Annotated in this window: 17 protein-coding genes; 11 read left to right on the top strand and 6 right to left on the bottom strand. The window is 72.2% G+C overall.

Annotation, left to right across the window (positions count from 1 at the left end; translation table 11 throughout):
* Window positions 1–190 precede the first annotated feature (190 nt).
* Genes ABD347_RS11555 through ABD347_RS11545 form a run of 3 tightly spaced genes read left to right on the top strand, consistent with a single transcriptional unit; the run spans window position 191 to window position 2713 of the window.
* Entirely contained in the window at window positions 191–775 is a 585-nt protein-coding gene (locus ABD347_RS11555; protein WP_344359828.1) for a DUF5998 family protein, read from the top strand.
* Window positions 775–1980 (top strand): alkaline phosphatase family protein, encoded by a 1206-nt coding sequence (locus ABD347_RS11550; RefSeq protein ID WP_344359826.1) that lies wholly within the window; start codon window positions 775–777, stop codon window positions 1978–1980. Before ABD347_RS11555 ends, ABD347_RS11550 begins: the two co-directional genes overlap by 1 nt.
* A 46-nt stretch (window positions 1981–2026) precedes the next feature.
* Complete coding sequence (locus ABD347_RS11545) at window positions 2027–2713, top strand: thymidine kinase (RefSeq protein ID WP_344359824.1); 687 nt, start codon at window positions 2027–2029, stop codon at window positions 2711–2713.
* On the opposite strand, the gene ABD347_RS11540 is transcribed toward ABD347_RS11545, so the two are convergent.
* Window positions 2685–3458 carry a VOC family protein gene (locus tag ABD347_RS11540; protein WP_344359822.1) on the bottom strand — a complete coding sequence of 258 codons (774 nt, stop codon included), beginning with the start codon at window positions 3456–3458 and terminating at the stop codon, window positions 2685–2687. The genes ABD347_RS11545 and ABD347_RS11540 overlap by 29 nt on opposite strands.
* Window positions 3459–3734: 276 nt before the next feature.
* On the opposite strand from ABD347_RS11540, the gene ABD347_RS11535 reads away from it, so the two are divergent.
* Window positions 3735–4562, top strand: coding sequence for a sulfurtransferase (locus ABD347_RS11535; protein WP_344359820.1), 828 nt, complete (start codon window positions 3735–3737; stop codon window positions 4560–4562).
* A 142-nt stretch (window positions 4563–4704) separates the two neighbouring features.
* Here ABD347_RS11535 and sepH read toward each other — a convergent pair whose 3' ends face one another.
* Window positions 4705–5748, bottom strand: coding sequence for a septation protein SepH (gene sepH / locus ABD347_RS11530; protein ID WP_344359818.1), 1044 nt, complete (start codon window positions 5746–5748; stop codon window positions 4705–4707).
* Window positions 5749–6277: 529 nt separating this feature from the next.
* Here sepH and ABD347_RS11525 point away from each other — a divergent pair.
* Complete coding sequence (locus ABD347_RS11525; RefSeq protein WP_344359816.1) at window positions 6278–7060, top strand: hypothetical protein; 783 nt, start codon at window positions 6278–6280, stop codon at window positions 7058–7060.
* Between the two features lie 33 nt (window positions 7061–7093).
* On the opposite strand, the gene ABD347_RS11520 is transcribed toward ABD347_RS11525, so the two are convergent.
* Together ABD347_RS11520 and ABD347_RS11515 are read right to left on the bottom strand one after the other, a co-directional pair.
* Window positions 7094–8407, bottom strand: a complete 1314-nt coding sequence (locus ABD347_RS11520; RefSeq protein WP_344359870.1) for a D-arabinono-1,4-lactone oxidase — start codon at window positions 8405–8407, stop codon at window positions 7094–7096.
* Window positions 8373–9629 carry an MFS transporter gene (locus ABD347_RS11515; protein WP_344359814.1) on the bottom strand — a complete coding sequence of 419 codons (1257 nt, stop codon included), beginning with the start codon at window positions 9627–9629 and terminating at the stop codon, window positions 8373–8375. The genes ABD347_RS11520 and ABD347_RS11515 overlap by 35 nt, the downstream gene beginning before the upstream one ends.
* A gap of 157 nt (window positions 9630–9786) precedes the next feature.
* Between ABD347_RS11515 and ABD347_RS11510 the strand changes: the two genes are divergently transcribed.
* Together ABD347_RS11510 and ABD347_RS11505 are read left to right on the top strand one after the other, a co-directional pair.
* Complete coding sequence (locus ABD347_RS11510) at window positions 9787–10914, top strand: ferrochelatase (RefSeq protein ID WP_344359868.1); 1128 nt, start codon at window positions 9787–9789, stop codon at window positions 10912–10914.
* 36 nt (window positions 10915–10950) lie between these two features.
* Entirely contained in the window at window positions 10951–11733 is a 783-nt protein-coding gene (locus tag ABD347_RS11505) for an inositol monophosphatase family protein (RefSeq protein ID WP_344359866.1), read from the top strand.
* A gap of 205 nt (window positions 11734–11938) precedes the next feature.
* Here the strand turns inward: ABD347_RS11505 and ABD347_RS11500 are convergent, their stop codons facing one another.
* Window positions 11939–12112, bottom strand: coding sequence for a hypothetical protein (locus ABD347_RS11500; RefSeq protein WP_344359812.1), 174 nt, complete (start codon window positions 12110–12112; stop codon window positions 11939–11941).
* Between the two features lie 327 nt (window positions 12113–12439).
* Here ABD347_RS11500 and ABD347_RS11495 point away from each other — a divergent pair, with 327 nt between their 5' ends.
* From ABD347_RS11495 to ABD347_RS11480, 4 genes are all read left to right on the top strand, one after another.
* The gene (locus tag ABD347_RS11495; protein WP_084902137.1) at window positions 12440–13093 is read left to right on the top strand and encodes a response regulator transcription factor; all 654 of its coding nucleotides are present in this window, start codon (window positions 12440–12442) and stop codon (window positions 13091–13093) included.
* A 4-nt stretch (window positions 13094–13097) separates the two neighbouring features.
* Complete coding sequence (locus ABD347_RS11490; protein WP_344359809.1) at window positions 13098–14327, top strand: sensor histidine kinase; 1230 nt, start codon at window positions 13098–13100, stop codon at window positions 14325–14327.
* A gap of 392 nt (window positions 14328–14719) precedes the next feature.
* Window positions 14720–15016, top strand: a complete 297-nt coding sequence (locus ABD347_RS11485; protein ID WP_003955561.1) for a DUF4193 domain-containing protein — start codon at window positions 14720–14722, stop codon at window positions 15014–15016.
* Window positions 15017–15028: 12 nt separating this feature from the next.
* On the top strand, window positions 15029–15967 hold the full coding sequence (locus tag ABD347_RS11480; protein ID WP_344359807.1) for a hypothetical protein: 939 nt from the start codon (window positions 15029–15031) through the stop codon (window positions 15965–15967).
* An 84-nt stretch (window positions 15968–16051) separates the two neighbouring features.
* Here the strand turns inward: ABD347_RS11480 and ABD347_RS11475 are convergent, their stop codons facing one another.
* Complete coding sequence (locus tag ABD347_RS11475; RefSeq protein WP_344359805.1) at window positions 16052–16543, bottom strand: DUF3093 domain-containing protein; 492 nt, start codon at window positions 16541–16543, stop codon at window positions 16052–16054.
* Window positions 16544–16553 lie beyond the last annotated feature (10 nt).

Below are 16553 nucleotides of genomic sequence, written 5' to 3'. Positions count from 1 at the left end.
CCGCCCCCCGCCTCCGATGACCATCCCCGCCTCCCCGGAGACCACCCACCTACCCGCACGCCCCCGCCCCCCGGCGACCGCCCACCGCCCCGGGAGTCCGTCACCCACCCGCCCCACCCCACCGAGGCCCGGTACCGACCCGGCTGCCGAGCGTGCCGCGCAGTCACCACACCCCCGTAGGATGGAGTCCATGGCGAAGACCGGTACGACCACCCAGGGGCTGCGCGCGGCGATCGAGCGCAGCGGCTACTACCCGGCCCTTGTGGCCGAGGCGGTGGAGGCCGCCGTCGGCGGGGAGCCGATCGCGTCGTACCTGGTCCACCAGGAGACCACCTTCGACGCCAACGAGGTGCGCCGGCACGTCACGGTCCTCGTCCTGACGAGCACCCGTTTCATCGTCAGCCACACCGACGAGCAGAACGCCGACACCAGTTCCCCGACGCCGTACGCCACCACGTCCACGGAGTCGGTCAAGCTCGGCCGGATCTCGTCCGTCGTGCTCAGCCGCGTCGTGGCCAACCCCGAGTCGTACACGCCGGGAACCCTGCCGCGTGAGGTCGTCCTCACGATCGGCTGGGGCGCCGTCTCCCGGATCGACCTGGAGCCCGCAGCGTGCGGCGACCCGAACTGCGACGCCGACCACGGCTACACCGGCAACTCGACGGCCGACGACCTGAGTCTCCGTGTCAGCGAGGCCGGTGACGGTCCCGAGACGGTCCGCCAGGCCCTCGCCTTCGCCCAGGCGCTCTCCGAAGCCACCGCGGCCACCCGCTGATGGCTCAGCCCGCACACATGGCGTCCGCCTGGCCCGACGAACCGGTGCCGCTCTGCCTCGACACCGCACCGGTGCCCGAGTACGGCTCCGGTTCCCTCGCCGACCTGCTGCCGACCATCGCCGCCGGCCTGGGCGTGCCCGGCTTCGAGCACCGCATCGCCGAGCTGACGCCCGCCGACCGCAACTGCGTGTTCCTGATCGACGGCCTCGGCTGGGAGCAGATCAAGGCCCACCCCGACGAGGCCCCCTTTCTGGCGTCCCTCCTCGGCAGCTCCCGTGGCGGCACGGGGCGGCCCATCACCGCCGGGTTCCCCGCCACCACCGCGACCTCCCTCGCCTCGGTCGGCACGGGCCGCCCGCCCGGTGAGCACGGCCTGCCCGGGTACACCGTGCGCGACCCCGCGATCGGTGAGCTGATGAACCAGCTGCGCTGGAAACCATGGACACCGCCGCACGTCTGGCAGCCGTACCCGACCGTGTTCCAGCTCGCCGACACGGTCGGGGTGCACACCGCGCAGGTCTCGTCGCCGACCTTCCGGGACACGCCCCTGACCAAGGTCGCGCTCAGCGGCGGAACGTTTCACGGCCGGCTCACCGGTGAGGAGCGGATGGACCTGGCCGCCGAGCAACTGGCCGCCGGGGACCGCTCGCTCGTCTACACGTACTACAGCGAGGTCGACGGCAGCGGCCACCGCTTCGGCGTCGACTCCGACGCCTGGCGCGGCCAGCTGATGTGCGTCGACCGGCTCGTCCAGCGCCTCGCCGAGCAGTTGCCGCCCCGCACCGCGCTCTACGTCACCGCCGACCACGGCATGATCGACATTCCGTTCGACGAGCGGTCCCGCATCGACTTCGACGAGGACTGGGAGCTGCGCGCCGGGGCCGCCCTGCTCGGCGGCGAGGGCAGGGCCCGCCACGTCTACGCGGTGCCGGGCGCCGAGTCGGACGTACTGGCCTGCTGGCGCGAGGTGCTCGGCGAGCAGTTCTGGGTGGCGAGCCGTGACGAGGCGATCGAGGCCGGCTGGTTCGGCCCGACGATCGACGAGCGCGTCCACGGCAGGATCGGCGACGTCATCGCGGCCGCCTACGACGATGTCATCATCACAGCGTCCGTCAACGAGCCGAACGAGTCGGCGATGGTCGGCGTGCACGGCTCGATGACACCCGTGGAGCAGCTCGTCCCGCTCCTCGAAGTACGTTCCTGACCCGCCTTCCCCACCGCGCCCTGACCCGAAAGGCCGTCACTTCCCCATGCCCGAGTTGGTGTTCTTCTCCGGAACCATGGACTGCGGAAAGAGCACCCTGGCTCTGCAGATCGAGCACAACCGCTCCGCGCGCGGTCTCCAGGGCATGATCTTCACCCGTGACGACCGGGCCGGCGAGGGCAAGCTCTCCTCGCGGCTCGGTCTGGTCACCGACGCCGTGGAGGCCGCCGAGGGGTTCGACTTCTACTCCTACCTGGTCGGCCACCTCTCCAAGGGCGGCCGCTGCGACTACGTGATCGCGGACGAGGCGCAGTTCCTCGCGCCCGAGCAGATCGATCAGCTCGCCCGCGTCGTCGACGACCTCGAACTGGACGTCTTCGCCTTCGGCATCACCACCGACTTCCGCTCCAAGCTGTTCCCCGGTTCACAGCGCCTCGTCGAACTCGCCGACCGTGTCGAGGTGCTCCAGGTCGAGGCCCTGTGCTGGTGCGGCGCGCGCGCCACCCACAACGCGCGCACCGTCGGCGGCGAGATGGTCGTCGAGGGCGCCCAGGTCGTCGTGGGCGACGTCAACGCCGGTGACGAGGTCGGCGAGGTCGGGTACGAGGTGCTCTGCCGCCGTCACCACCGGCGCCGTATGACGGCCGCCACCGCCCGTGCCGCCGCCCTCTCACCGGACGTGCTGCCGGTCCCGGCCGAAGAGCTCAGCGACCGGCCGACCGCACGATCGTGAAGACCGCGCCCTCCGGGTCCGCGACGGTCGCCAGCCGCCCGGCCGGGGCGTCGCGAGGCGCCTGCAGCACCTGACCACCCAGTTCGGTGACCCGCCGCGCCGACGCGTCGGTGTCCGCCACCTCGAACCAGGTCATCCAGTGGGCGCCCCGGTCGCGCGGCAAGGAGGCGCCGACGCCGTGCAGGGAGGCGACCGGCCGCTCCCCGACCTTCAGCATCACCAGATCGAGATCGGCCGAGACGACCGGATCGAGCTCGTACCCGAACACCGTCTTGTAGAACTTGCTGACCGACTCCGTCTCCTGGGTCAGCAACTCGTTCCAGGCCGGGGTGCCGGGGGCGCCCACGACGGCGGTACCGGGGTGCCCGGTGGCCTGCCAGGCCCCGAAGACCGCCCCTGTGGGGTCGGAGCAGATGGCCAGCCGCCCCGCGCCGACGGCGGTGAGCGGACCGACGGCGACCGTGCCGCCACTGCACCGGATCGCCTCGGCGGTCTCGTCCGCGTCGTCCGTCGCCAGGTACGTCGTCCAGGCGGTCGGCAGGTCCCGGTCGGCGGGCAGCTGGCCGATGCCCGCCACCTCCCTGCCGTCGAGCAGCCCGCGGACGTACGGGCCCAGCTGCTGCGGACCGGGCTCGAACTGCCAGTCGAACAACTCCCCGTAGAACTCCTGCGTCGCGTCAAGGCGACGCACCATCAAGCTCACCCAGCAGGGTGTACCGGGTTCGTGCCGAGTCGCCTCGGTCATCGTCACTCTCTCCTCGGACCATCGTCGTGGCCGTACGGGGACCGGGCGTGTGCCGTGCCGGTGCGGGTCGCCGGCGCGGTGTCGCCACCAGCTGTGAGCCCGGCTGTACGCCCCGTCAGATGCTCGCACCGTCGGCCGCTCGGTGCGTCCCGGCCGCGCCGTGGATTGGCGCGATTCCGCAGGAGAATGCCCGAAAAACCGTTGCCCATCCCCACGGGGGCTCTCAGTACCCGTGCATATGCCCGTCACCCGGTGCTTCTGCGCGAGGATGACGTCATGAACCCCATCATCTCGGCAGCAGAACTCGTCGACGAGCTGACCGGCGCGCGCCCTCCGGTCCTCCTGGACGTCCGTTGGCAGCTCGGTGGCCCGCCCGGCAGGCCGGCCTACGAAGCGGGACACATCCCGGGCGCCGTGTACGTCGACCTGGACACCGAGCTGGCCGGCCCGCCCGGCACGGGAGGCCGCCACCCGCTGCCGGACGTGGCGGAGTTCGGCACGGTGATGCGCCGCGCGGGCGTACGCGCCGACTGGCCGGTCGTGGTCTACGACGGCGGCCAGGGGTGGGCGGCCGCCCGCGCGTGGTGGCTGCTGCGCTGGGCGGGTCACACGGACGTACGGGTACTGGACGGCGGCTTGGCCGCCTGGCGGGGCGAGCTGTCGACGGACACACCCACTCCCGCACCCGGTGACTTCGCGCCCGAGCCCGGCGCCCTGCCGCTGCTGGACGCCGACGGGGCGGCTGCGCTGGCCCGCACGGGGCTGCTGCTGGACGCGCGGGCGGGGGAGCGGTACCGGGGCGAGGTGGAGCCGATCGATCCCGTGGGCGGGCACATCCCGGGCGCGGCCTCGGCGCCGACGACGGAGAACGTCGACGAGAACGGCCGGTTCCTGTCGGCCGAGGCCCTGGCGAGCCGCTTCAAGGCCCTGGGCGCGGGCGACGCCCCGGAGGTCGGCGTGTACTGCGGCTCGGGCGTCTCGGGCGCCCACGAGGTCCTGGCCCTGGAGATCGCGGGTGTTCGGGCGGCCCTGTACGCGGGGTCCTGGTCCGAGTGGTCGTCCGACCCCGCCCGCCCGGTCGCCAAGGGCTCCGCCCGCGGCTGACTCCGGCGGCCCCGTGCCCAGCGGCCTTGGGCCCGGCCCCGCGGGGCCGGGCCCAAGGCCGCTCGCTCGGCCACCCGTCCTGCCGGGCGGACCCGTTGCCGGCCGTGCCGCCGCCGCCCGCGGTCGCTGCTGCTCGCCCCGGCTACTCCTGCTTCTTGCGGCGTGTGCCGAAGACGATCTCGTCCCAGCTCGGGACCGCGGCGCGCCGCCCGGGGCGGACGCCGTCCGCCTCGGCCTGGCGGTCGGTCGTGCCCGTCAGACGGTCGCGGTGACCGCTCACCGCGCGGGGCATCAGGACGTCCGCGTACGCCGAACCGGCGCCCGCCGAGGCGGCGGGAGCGGGGGGCTCCTCCGCGTCGGGTTCCTCGACCGGTTCGGTCGTCGAGGGTTCGACCACCGGGCGTTCGGGGACGACCATGTCGCCCCGGAAGCTCGGAACCGCCTCCAGCAGGCTGGTCAGCGAGTCGCGCTCGCTTTCCTCCTCCGGCTCGGGTGCCGGAACGGGCGCGGGGCGCTCGATCTGCCGGTCGAGGGCGCGGTCCAGCGGCCGGTCGCGCGGGAGGCGCGCGATGCGCGGGACGAACGGGAAGCTCGGCTCCTGCACGGCCACCGCGTCGTCGGTCTCGCCGATCAGCGCGCGCGCCTCGTCGTCCACGGCCTGGACCAGCCGACGGGGCGGGTCGTAGGTCCAGCTCGCCGAGTGCACCTCGCCGGCGACGCGGTAGACGAGCAGCACTTCCCACGTTCCGTCGTCGCGTCGCCAGGAGTCCCAGGCCACGGTGTCCTTGTCGGCGCCGCGCAGCAGCAGCCGCTCCTGGACCGCCTCGCCCAGCTGCGGACCGGTGTTCTCGCCGGGCCGTCGCACGGGGGTCTTGCGGGCTCGCTCTGCCATGAAGGCGCGTTCCGCGAGGACCGGGCCCTCGAAGCGGCGTACCCGCTCGACGGGGATGCCTGCGAGCTGCGCGACCTCTTCGGCGGAGGCGCCTGCGCGTATACGTGCCTGGATGTCGCGGGGGCGGAGGTGGCTCTCCACCTCGATCTCGATCTGGCCGAGGCGGGCGCGGTCGTTACGGACGGCGGCGCGCAGCCGTTCGTCGATCGGAAGCGTGTACTCCGTGCTGTCAGCAGCCTTCAGCACCAGTCGTGTGCCGTCGTTGGAGACGGCCACGACACGCAGTTCGGGCATGGGGACCTCCCGGGTGGTGCCTGCCGACGTCACCTGCGTCGCTGCTTCCGCTAGTCGAGTGTGGCCTGCCCGGGTGCAGCCTGCCACAACCTTGCCGAGTTGCCCGGCGTGTCGGGCGTGGGCCCTGGAACGCCGTTATGGCACGGTTACCTGTTCGCCACTCAGAGTGACCAGCTTGGTCGCTCTGTGCGGCAGGCGGCCGTGCGGTGCTGCGGCGCCGCCGGAACGAGTGCCGCTTTCGGCCCCCTCCCGTTGGTCCCGGACACCCGAAAGGGATCGGGGCCCAGGGCTCGCCACAGTACTCCATTCGGGCCACCTGGGTGGACCGGCGCGCCGCCGAAGTTCTCCCCGGGTACGGCAGTTGGATGCCCTGACCGGTCCTCATACGTGCGGTCCTTCACAGAATCCGCAGAAATGGAACCATCCAGTTCGCCCAAAGGGTCCTTCTCTCTGCATGTTGGTGCAGATGGGTGAAACAAGGACAGAGATGGACGAGAAGGTAACCACGCGGAGTACAGGAGCAGAAGGGATGCGGAGCGGCAGGAAGCGGCCCGACCTGAACGCGGCCCAGGTCGCGGGCAGCGCCGTGGCGGCCGTCGTGGCGGCGAAACTCGCCTCCAATATGGGCGTCTACGGCACGGTCCTGGGCGCGGGCGTCATCAGCGTCATCGCCACGTGCGGGGGCTCGGTCTTCCAGCACGTGTTCAAGAGCACGGGGCAGCGGGTACGCGGGGCCACGGTCCAAGCGGTCCGCCCGAAGGCCCGCCGGCCCGGTCCGGCCACCCGTCGGGCCGGAGCAGCGGGCCGGGGGCGGCCGGGGCGATGGGCCGAAGGGCGACCGGAGGCCCACGGGGAGTTCGGCGGTGCCACCACGTACGGCACCCGAGTCCGTGGCTGGAAACGTTCGGCGGTCGCGGCGGCGCTGGTCTTCGGCGTCGCCATGGCGGGCATCACCGCGTACGAGCTGATGTCCGGTCAGGACTTCAGCGGCGGCAAGGGGACCACCATCAGCCGAGTCGTACGCGGCGGTGACTCCGGGCGCCGGCCGGACACCACTCCGCCGGCCACCCACCCCGAACAGCACCCGGACGAGCGGCCCGGGCCGGAGCGGACGCCGGAACCCGGCGACCAGGACACCGGACGGGACGACGGCGCCGGCACCCCGACCCCTGCCCCGGCCGACCCCACAGCCCCCACGGCCCCCACGCCGGACCCGACCCCCTCGCCGACCCCGACCCCTGCCCCGACTCCCACGCCCACCCCCACACCGCCCCCCGCCCCGACGCCGTCCGCTGCCGGACCGGCCGGGTGAACGCGGTCAGGCTCTCAGGACCGGCTCCCGGGGTCAGGCTCCCAGGACCCGCCGCAGATAGTCGTTGCCGAACATGCGCTCCGGGTCCAGGCGGTCACGCAACGCGGTGAACTCCCCGAACCGCGGATAGACCTCCGCGAGGTACGCCGCGTCACGCGTGTGCAGCTTGCCCCAGTGCGGGCGTCCGCCGTGGGCCGTCAGGATCCGCTCCGCCGCCGTGAAGTACGACCGGTACGGCGTGCCCTTGTACATGTGCACCGCGATGTACGCGCTGTCCCGGCCCGACGCCGTCGAGAGCGTGATGTCGTCGGCGGGTGCCGTCCGGACCTCCACCGGGAAGCTGACGCGCAACGGCGACCGGTCGACCATCGCCTTCAGCTCGCGCAGCGCCTCGACCGCCGCCTCCCTCGGCAGCGCGTACTCCATCTCGACGAACCGCACCCGGCGGGGGCTCGTGAAGACCTTGTAGGGAATGTCCGTGTACGTACGGGCGGACAGGGCCCGGCTGGCGACCCTGGCGATGGCGGGGACGGTCGCGGGTACCGCCCGGCCGAGCGAGTTCACCACCTGGAAGAGGCCGTTGGAGAGGAGCTCGTCGTCGATCCAGCCGCTGACCCGCCCGGGCGGCGCCGGTGGCCCCGCGCTGCGGTTGTTGCGCTTGGTGTTGCAGTTGCCCGTGTGGGGGAACCAGTAGAACTCGAAGTGTTCGTTCTCCGCGTGCAGCGCGTCGAACTCCGAGGTGACCCGGTCGAAGGTCATGGGTTCCTCCCGCGCGGTGAGCAGGAAGACCGGCTCCACGGCGAAGGTGATGGCCGAGACGATCCCCAGCGCGCCCAGCCCGATCCGGGCGGCCGCGAAGATCTCCGGGTTCTCCTTCTCGGAGCAGGTCAGCACCCTGCCGTCCGCGGTGACCAGCTCGACCTCCCTGATCTGCGCGGCGATCGAAGCCGAGTCCCGGCCCGTGCCGTGCGTCCCGGTGCTGGTGGCGCCCGCCACCGTCTGCTCCATGATGTCGCCCATGTTCGTGAGCGACAGGCCTTCCCGTGCCAGGGCCGTGTTCAGCCGCTTCAGCGGGGTGCCCGACTCCACCGTCACGGTCATCCGGCGGCGGTCGATCCGGCGGATGCCGGTCAGCAGATCCGGCCGGACCAGCACGCCGTCGGTGGCGGCTATGGACGTGAACGAATGACCCGTACCGACCGTCTTGACCCGCAGGCCCTCCTCGGCGGCGGTCCGCACCGTGTCCGCCAGCTCCTGTACGGAAGCGGGACGGGCCTCCCGTACCGGCCTCGCGGTCACGGTCCCCGCCCAGTTACGCCACGTGTCCTTCTCGCTCCGGTTCCCCAGAGCCCTGAGAGTCCCGCTCACGCTGCCCCTCCCGCGTCGGCACCGGCCTGCGCAGCCGGCGGTACCCCAGGAACGCCACCACGGCCGCGAGCACTCCCGCCACACCGGGCACCGCGTACCCCGCGGCCGCCCCGTGCGCGTCGACCACCCAGCCGGCGGCCGAGGAGCCGAGCGCCACGCCGACCGCGAGCCCGGTACCCGTCCAGGACATGCCCTCGGTCAGTTTGGTGCGCGGTACGTGGGCCTCGACGAGGGCCATGGTCGTCACCATCGTCGGCGCGATGGCGAGGCCCGCGACAAAGAGCGCCACGGCCAGCAACGGCAGGTTCCCGGCCAGTTGGAGGGGGATCATACTCACGGCCATCGCACAGACGCCCACGACCCATCTGCGCGACGGCTCGCCCTTGAGGTGCAGCAGCCCGAAGACGGCACCCGCCAGGCACGAGCCCAGCGCGTACACCGCCAGCACCAGGCTGGCCGCGGCCTTGTGGCCCGCCTCCTCGGCGAACGCCACGGTCACCACGTCCACCGCGCCGAAGATGGTGCCGGTGGCGACGAACGCGGCCACCAGGACCTGGAGGCCGGGGGAGCGCAGCGCCGAGCCGCCGGTGTGCTGCTCGATCGGATGGGGCTTCGGCTCGGTGCCGCGCTGAGCGGTGAGCCACCACACGCCGATCGCCAGGAAGATCGCCGCCAGCAGCGGGCCGGCCTCCGGGAACCACACGGTCGAGAGCCCGATGGAGATGATCGGGCCGAAGATGAAGCACACCTCGTCGATGATCGACTCGAAGGAGTACGCGGTGTGCAGCTCGCGCGGCGAGCCCTGGTAGATCGTCGCCCACCGGGCCCGGGTCATGGCACCGATGCTCGGCACGGAGCCGGCGGCCGCGGAGAAGACGAACAGCGTCCACTCCGGCAGCCCCTGCTGCGCGCAGACCAGCAGCCCCGTCACGGCCGTGACCGTGATCAGGGTGGCCGGGCGCAGCACCCGCCGCTGGCCGTACCGGTCGACCAGCCGGGAGACCTGGGGGCCGAGCACGGCGGCTGAGACGGCGAGCGTCGCGGAGAGCGCACCGGCCAGGCCGTAGCGGCCGGTGAGCTGGGAGATCATCGTGACGATGCCGATGCCCATCATGGCCAGCGGCATGCGGCCGAGGAAACCGGCGGTGGAGAACCCCACGGTGCCGGGGGCGGAGAAGATCGCGCGGTAGGGACTGGGCAAGGGGGTACTCCGGCCGGGAAGGCGTAGGGCGCGTGGCGTAAGGCGTATGGGCAGCCTTCACAGGTTACGTCCGAACGGGTGACCGCGCACGGCGGTTTCCCGGCTGTCCGACCCGGGTGGCAGGATCGATCCCATGTCCGATGCCATGGCCGATCCCGTGTCCGATCAGCGCGATCCAGCCCCGTACGACGCCCTGCTGCTGCTCTCCTTCGGCGGACCCGAGGGCCCCGACGACGTGGTCCCGTTCCTGGAGAACGTGACCCGGGGGAGGGGCATCCCCAAGGAACGCCTCGAAGAGGTGGGGCAGCACTACTTCCTCTTCGGCGGCGTCAGCCCGATCAACGACCAGAACCGCGCGCTGCTCGCCGCGCTGCGCAAGGATTTCGCGGACGCCGGTCTCGACCTGCCCATCCATTGGGGAAACCGGAACTGGGCGCCGTACCTCACCGACACCCTGCGCGCGATGGTCAACGACGGCCACCGCCGTATCGCCGTCCTCGCCACGAGCGCCTACGCCTCGTACTCCGGCTGTCGCCAGTACCGGGAGAACCTGGCGGACGCCCTCGCCACTCTGGAGGCGGAGGGGCTGCCGCTGCCGCGGGTCGACAAGCTGCGGCACTACTTCAACCACCCCGGCTTCGTCCGGCCCATGGTCGAGGGCGTCCTCACGTCGCTGGCCCAGCTCGACGAGTCCGTCCGCGCCGGCGCCCACCTCGCCTTCACCACCCACTCCATCCCGACCGCCGCGGCCGACACCTCCGGCCCGGTGGAGGAGCACGGGGAGGGCGGCGCGTACGTGAGGCAGCACCTGGACGTCGCCCGGCTCGTCGCCGACGCCGTACGGGACGAGACGGGCGTGGAGCACCCCTGGCAGCTCGTCTACCAGTCCCGCAGCGGCGCCCCGCACATCCCCTGGCTGGAGCCCGACATCTGCGACCACCTGGAGGCCCTGCACGGCGCCGGGGCGCCGGCCGTCGTCATGGTCCCGATCGGGTTCGTCTCGGACCACATGGAGGTCCTGTACGACCTGGACACCGAGGCCATCGCCAAGGCCGCCGAGCTGGGCCTGCCGGTGCGCAGGTCCGCGACTGTGGGCGACGACCCGCGCTTCGCGGCCGCCGTCCGCGACCTGCTCCTCGAACGCGCGGCGGCCGAGCGCGGGAGGGCGGTGGAGCGTTGTGCGCTGGGCGCCCTCGGCGCGTCGCACGACCTGTGCCCCGTGGGCTGCTGCCCCGCCCGCGCCGCGCGCCCCGCGGCTGCCGGTGCCGACAGCCCGTACGCCTGAGGAGGGGCCGTGACCGACCAGCGTGACCCGCTCCTGATGGAGCTCCTCGACGTGGCCCTGGAGGCCGGGCGCCGGGCGGGCGCCCTGCTGCGCGACGGCCGCCCGGACGACCTCGGTGTCGCGGCGACCAAGTCGAGCCCCATCGACGTCGTCACCGAGATGGACATCGCCGCCGAGAAGCTGATCACCGGCTTCCTCGCCGAGCACCGCCCCGACGACGGGCTCCTCGGCGAGGAAGGAGCCGCCAAGGAGGGCGTGAGCGGCGTCCGCTGGGTCGTCGACCCGCTCGACGGCACGGTCAACTACCTCTACGGCCTGCCGACCTGGGCCGTGTCGATCGCCGCCGAGCGGAACGGCGAGGCCGTCGTCGGGGTCGTCGTGGCCCCCATGCGGGGTGAGACGTTCCGCGCGGTCCTCGGCGGCGGCGCGTTCCTCAACGACCGGCCCGTCCGCTGCCGCCCCGCCCCGCCGCTGGACCAGGCCCTGGTCTCGACGGGGTTCAACTACGTGGCCCGGGTCCGCGCCCACCAGGCCGACGTGGCGCAGCGCCTGATCCCCAGGCTCCGCGACATCCGGCGCGGCGGCTCCGCCGCGATCGACCTGTGCGACGTCGCCGCCGGCCGCCTGGACGGGTACTACGAGCGGGGGCTCAGCCCCTGGGACCTGGCGGCCGGGTCCCTGATCGCCCGCGAGGCCGGCGCCCTGACCGGTGGCCGGCCGGGTACGCCGCCGACCGGCGAGCTGACTGTGGCGGCGCCTCCGGGGGTCTTCGAACCGCTCCAGGCGCTCTTGGAGGACTTCGGCGCCTGGCACGACTAGCGAGGCCCTCCGGCCCGGCTCCCGCCTCCCACAGGCCCCGCAGGAGCCGGGCGCTGCCGCACCGTGCCCCGGCGCCCGGCCGGCCGGAACCGCGCCCCGGCGCGAGAGACGGGCGGCAGGAGGCAGGAGGCAGGCAAGTGAAAGGCCCCGGTGTGCCGCGGGGGATCCGCGGCACACCGGGGCCTTGGCGCTGCCCTGCCCCGGGTCAGGCCATCGCGGTGGTGACCTCCACGCCGTGTTCCGCCGCGAGGCGGTGCAGGTCGTCGAGCTCAGCCTGCTCGACATCGGCCAGGAAGTCGTCTCCCGTCTCGCGAGCCCGAGTGAGGTCGGTCTCCGTGGCCCTTATGCGCTGCAGCAGTCCTGCGGTGAAAGCGTCCATCGTGCGCCCCCTCGTCATGGGTCGGTGGCACGGGGGTGTGCCGAGGGTTGTCGATCGATCACGCACTGCACCTCTGGGGGACAGAGCGGTTTGTGGCGCGCCACATACGGGGCGTGATCTCGGGTGTGCAGTCGTCCTCCCCAGCGGCTTCCTCACGGAAACCTCAACTGGTCCGTGAATTCCGTTCATTCCCCTACCGCCGCCCAGCGGTAGCCTCCCGTCCCAGGCCGCCTTACAGCCGGTTTACGCGCGTTCGGGGCAGGATGGACACGCACAGTCAGTGCGAACGACCTGCCCGGAACCGGGCTCGGAGGAAGGAACCACGCCGTGCGCGTACTCGTCGTCGAGGACGAGCAGCTGCTCGCCGATGCGGTGGCCACCGGTCTGCGCCGGGAGGCCATGGCCGTCGACGTCGTGTACGACGGGGCGGCCGCCCTGGAGCGCATCGGGGTCAACGATTACGACGTGGTGGTGCTCGACCGTGACCTGCCGCTCGTCCACGGTGACGACGTCTGCCGCAAGGTCGTCGACCTCGGCATGCCCACCCGCGTCCTGATGCTGACCGCCTCCGGTGACGTCAGCGACCGGGTGGAGGGCCTGGAGATCGGAGCCGACGACTACCTCCCCAAGCCGTTCGCCTTCAGTGAGCTCACGGCCCGTGTGCGGGCGCTCGGGCGGCGTACGACGGTACCGCTGCCGCCCGTGCTGGAGCGGGCCGGGATCAAGCTGGACCCGAACCGGCGCGAGGTGTTCCGGGACGGCAAGGAGATCCAGCTGGCGCCGAAGGAGTTCGCCGTCCTGGAGGTCCTCATGCGCAGTGAAGGCGCGGTCGTCTCCGCCGAGCAGCTGCTGGAGAAGGCCTGGGACGAGAACACCGACCCCTTCACCAACGTCGTACGCGTCACCGTGATGACCCTCCGCCGCAAGCTCGGCGAACCGCCCGTGATCGTCACCGTGCCCGGTTCCGGGTACCGGATCTGATCCCGTGGCCACGACGCCCGCTCCCGTGCCACCACAGGCGCCCCCGAAGCCGACCTGGGACCCCAGGGACCCCGTCCGCCCCTGGCTGCGTCCGACGATCCGCATACGGCTCACCCTGCTGTACGGCGGGATGTTCCTGATCGCCGGCATCCTGCTGCTGTCGATCATCTACCTGCTCGCCGCCCAGGCGCTCCACATCGGCAGCGAACTCCCCTTCAAGATCGTCAACGGCCAGGTGACGAGCACCGTCTGCAACTTCCCGGTCGAGGCCGGCCCCGACGAGTTCAACCGGGCGATGAACGCCTGCGTCAACCAGCAGCGCCAGCATGCCCTGGACGACCTGCTCCGCCGCTCGCTCTTCGCCCTCCTGGGCCTCAGCGTCATCGCCTTCGCCTTCGGTTACGCCATGGCGGGCCGTGTGCTGTCCCCCCTGGGCCGGATCACCCGTACCGCCCGCAACGTGGCGGGCACCGACCTGTCCCGCCGGATCGAGCTGGACGGCCCGGACGACGAGCTCAAGGAGCTGGCCGACACCTTCGACGACATGCTGGACCGCCTGGACCGGGCGTTCACCGCACAGCAGCGGTTCGTCGCCAACGCCTCGCACGAGCTGCGTACGCCGCTGGCGATCAACCGCACCCTGCTGGAGGTGCATCTGTCCGACCCCGGGGCCCCAGCGGAGCTCCACCAGCTGGGCAAGACGCTGCTCGCCACCAACGAGCGCAGTGAGCAGCTCGTGGAGGGCCTGCTGCTGCTCGCCCGGAGCGACAACGAGATCGTGGAGCGCAAGCCGGTGGACCTGGCGGAGGTCGCCTCGCGCGCCATCGACCAGACCCGGACGGAGGCCGAGGCCAAGGGCGTGGAGATCCGCGGTGAGCGCGCCCCCGCCGCCGTACAGGGCAATGGCGTCCTGCTGGAGCGCATCGCCCTGAACCTGGTGCAGAACGCCGTCCGCTACAACGTGGACGGGGGCTGGGTGGAGGTCACCACCCAGGCGCAGCCAGGGCAGGCGCTGTTGGTGGTGTCGAACACGGGGCCGGTGGTCCCGGCGTACGAGATCGACAACCTCTTCGAGCCCTTCCGGCGGCTCCGGCAGGAGCGAACCGGCAGCGACAAGGGCGTCGGACTCGGTCTTTCGATCGCCCGGTCGGTGGCGCGGGCCCACGGGGGCCGTATCATCGCGGAGCCTCGCGAGGGCGGCGGTCTCGTCATGCGCGTCACGCTGCCGGTGTGACACGCCGGGTGACCGTCCCTGGTGTTCGCTTTACGCGGAATTCTCGTGACCCGCTCACGAGGCTTCCGTGTGTGATCGATCACAGGGAACCGTTTCCGGACACCTACTCTCCGTGATCAACAATTCCCCGGAAAACCAGGAAAAGTCCGGGTTTCCAGGGGGTGGGATCACGGGAAGTAAACGGGGTGGCGCCCATCCGGCGCGGCCTCCGGACCGTGTACGGTCCCGTTCGCCATCCAAACCCGATCGCTCTCAAGGGGTCCGGTTGGGTGTCGATTGAGTAACAGACCTTGATGTGAGGCAAAATCTCCGCCTCAGGTCGGGCACAAGTCCGGCCTCTCACGCGTTACGTGCGCTGGAGACACCGCAACCACCCAGAGGGGGAGAGCGACATGGCAACGGATTACGACACCCCACGCAAGACCGACGACGACGTCGACTCGGACAGTCTTGAAGAGCTGAAGGCCCGGCGCAACGACAAGTCGACGTCGACCGTCGACGTCGACGAGTTCGAGGCGGCCGAGGGTCTGGAACTGCCCGGGGCGGACCTCTCGAACGAGGAACTGGCCGTCCGGGTTCTGCCCAAGCAGGCGGACGAGTTCACCTGCATGAGCTGCTTCCTGGTCCACCACCGCAGTCAGCTGGCCCGCGAGAAGAACGGTCAGCCGATCTGCCGCGACTGCGACTGAGGTCCGTCGGCCGTGGCAGGCGACACCCCTTTTCGGAAGCGACGCTTCCGGCTCCGTAAGAAGCCGGAGGCGTACCAGGGCGGCACACGCCCGGCACCAGGCGCCCACGACGCGCCCGCCGAGCACCCCGCCCTCCTGCCCCCTCCCGGCGCGCGTGACGACGAGCGAGGCCCCTCGGCCTCGCTCGAGGCAGCCGGAAGGGCAGGGGCGCCGACCCGGCAGGACGGAACGGCCGGTACACCGGCCGGGACGCCCGTCCGGGACCGACGCCTCGGCGCCGTCATGCGCGGCGTCCACAGGAGCCGTGAGGGCGCCAGGGCGGGCCTCGCCCACCTCGCCGACCGGCTCATCGAGAACGCCCCCCGGGTTCCCGTCCGGGACCTGGCGACCCTGCGCGCACAGTTCCCGGGCCTGACGCCCGAGCAACTCGCGGACAAGCTGATCGCGGGCGCGGCCAACGGCACCTCCAGCGTGGGTGCCGGTATCGGCGCGGCCGCCATGCTGCCCGTACCGCCGGCCATGCCGGCCGAACTGGCCGCCGAGATCACGGGCGTCGCGGCGATCGAGCTGAAGCTCATCGCCGAACTCCACGAGGTCTACGGCCAGCGGCCTCCGGGCAACCTCAAGGAGCGTGCGGCGGCGTACCTGACCTCCTGGACGGAGGAGCGCGGGATCGACGTCACCAAGCCCACCACCGTCAACGCCGCCCTCGGCGGTCGTATGAAGCGCGAACTGCGCCAGCAGATCATGAAGCGCATGGTGCGCAACCTGCCCAACCTGATGCCGTTCATGGTCGGAGCGGCCGTCGGCGCCGTCATGAACCGGCGCGACACCAAGAAGCTCGCCGAACGCATCCGCAAGGACCTCCGCAGCCGCCAGGTGCCCTGGGACGCGCTTCCCCCGCTGCCCCCGCTGGAACAGCCGCGGCCCCCCAAGGGGATCGGCTTCTAGCGCCCCCGGGACGGCTCTCCGCTTTCACGCCCCTCCCGGGCGCCGTCCGCGAGCACGCGCCGCGCGGCCGGGGACGCCCGGGGTCTACTTCCGCGCCTGCGCCCGTACGTCGGTCAGCGCGGCCGCCAGGGCCTTCGGGTCGCGGCTCGACAGGTACACGTACGGCGTCGGATCGGCCGGGTCCGTGACCACGACGCGTACCGCGCCCGGGATGTATCCGCGCAGCAGCATGAACGCGCGCGTGTCCGCCCGGTACGTCCGCCAGGCGCGCGCCTCCTCGGCGTCCAGCACCTCCGGCTCGCCCAGCGCCGACACCGGGATCCGGGCGTCCCCGGCGACCAGCGAACCGGCCACGACCCTGACACGCGCGGAGCCGTACGAACTGACCGCCATGCACGCCAGCGCGCCGGCCAGGATCACACCGCCCAGCATGGGCAGCGTGCCCAGCGGCAGCATGATCAGCCCGCCCGCGACACCGGCCAGGGCGGCCAGCACCCACCAGGCGGGGGGAGCGGTGAGACGCTCGTCGTACTGCGGGTCGGAGGCCGGGACGGAAGCCGCTGCGGAAGGCTGCATACACCCAAGC

It is taken from the genome of Streptomyces gobitricini (assembly GCF_039532985.1).
Taxonomy (GTDB): Bacteria; Actinomycetota; Actinomycetes; order Streptomycetales; family Streptomycetaceae; genus Streptomyces; species Streptomyces gobitricini.
Note: the sequence above shows the minus strand (reverse complement) of the source record. Positions and strands in the feature narration are given on the sequence as shown.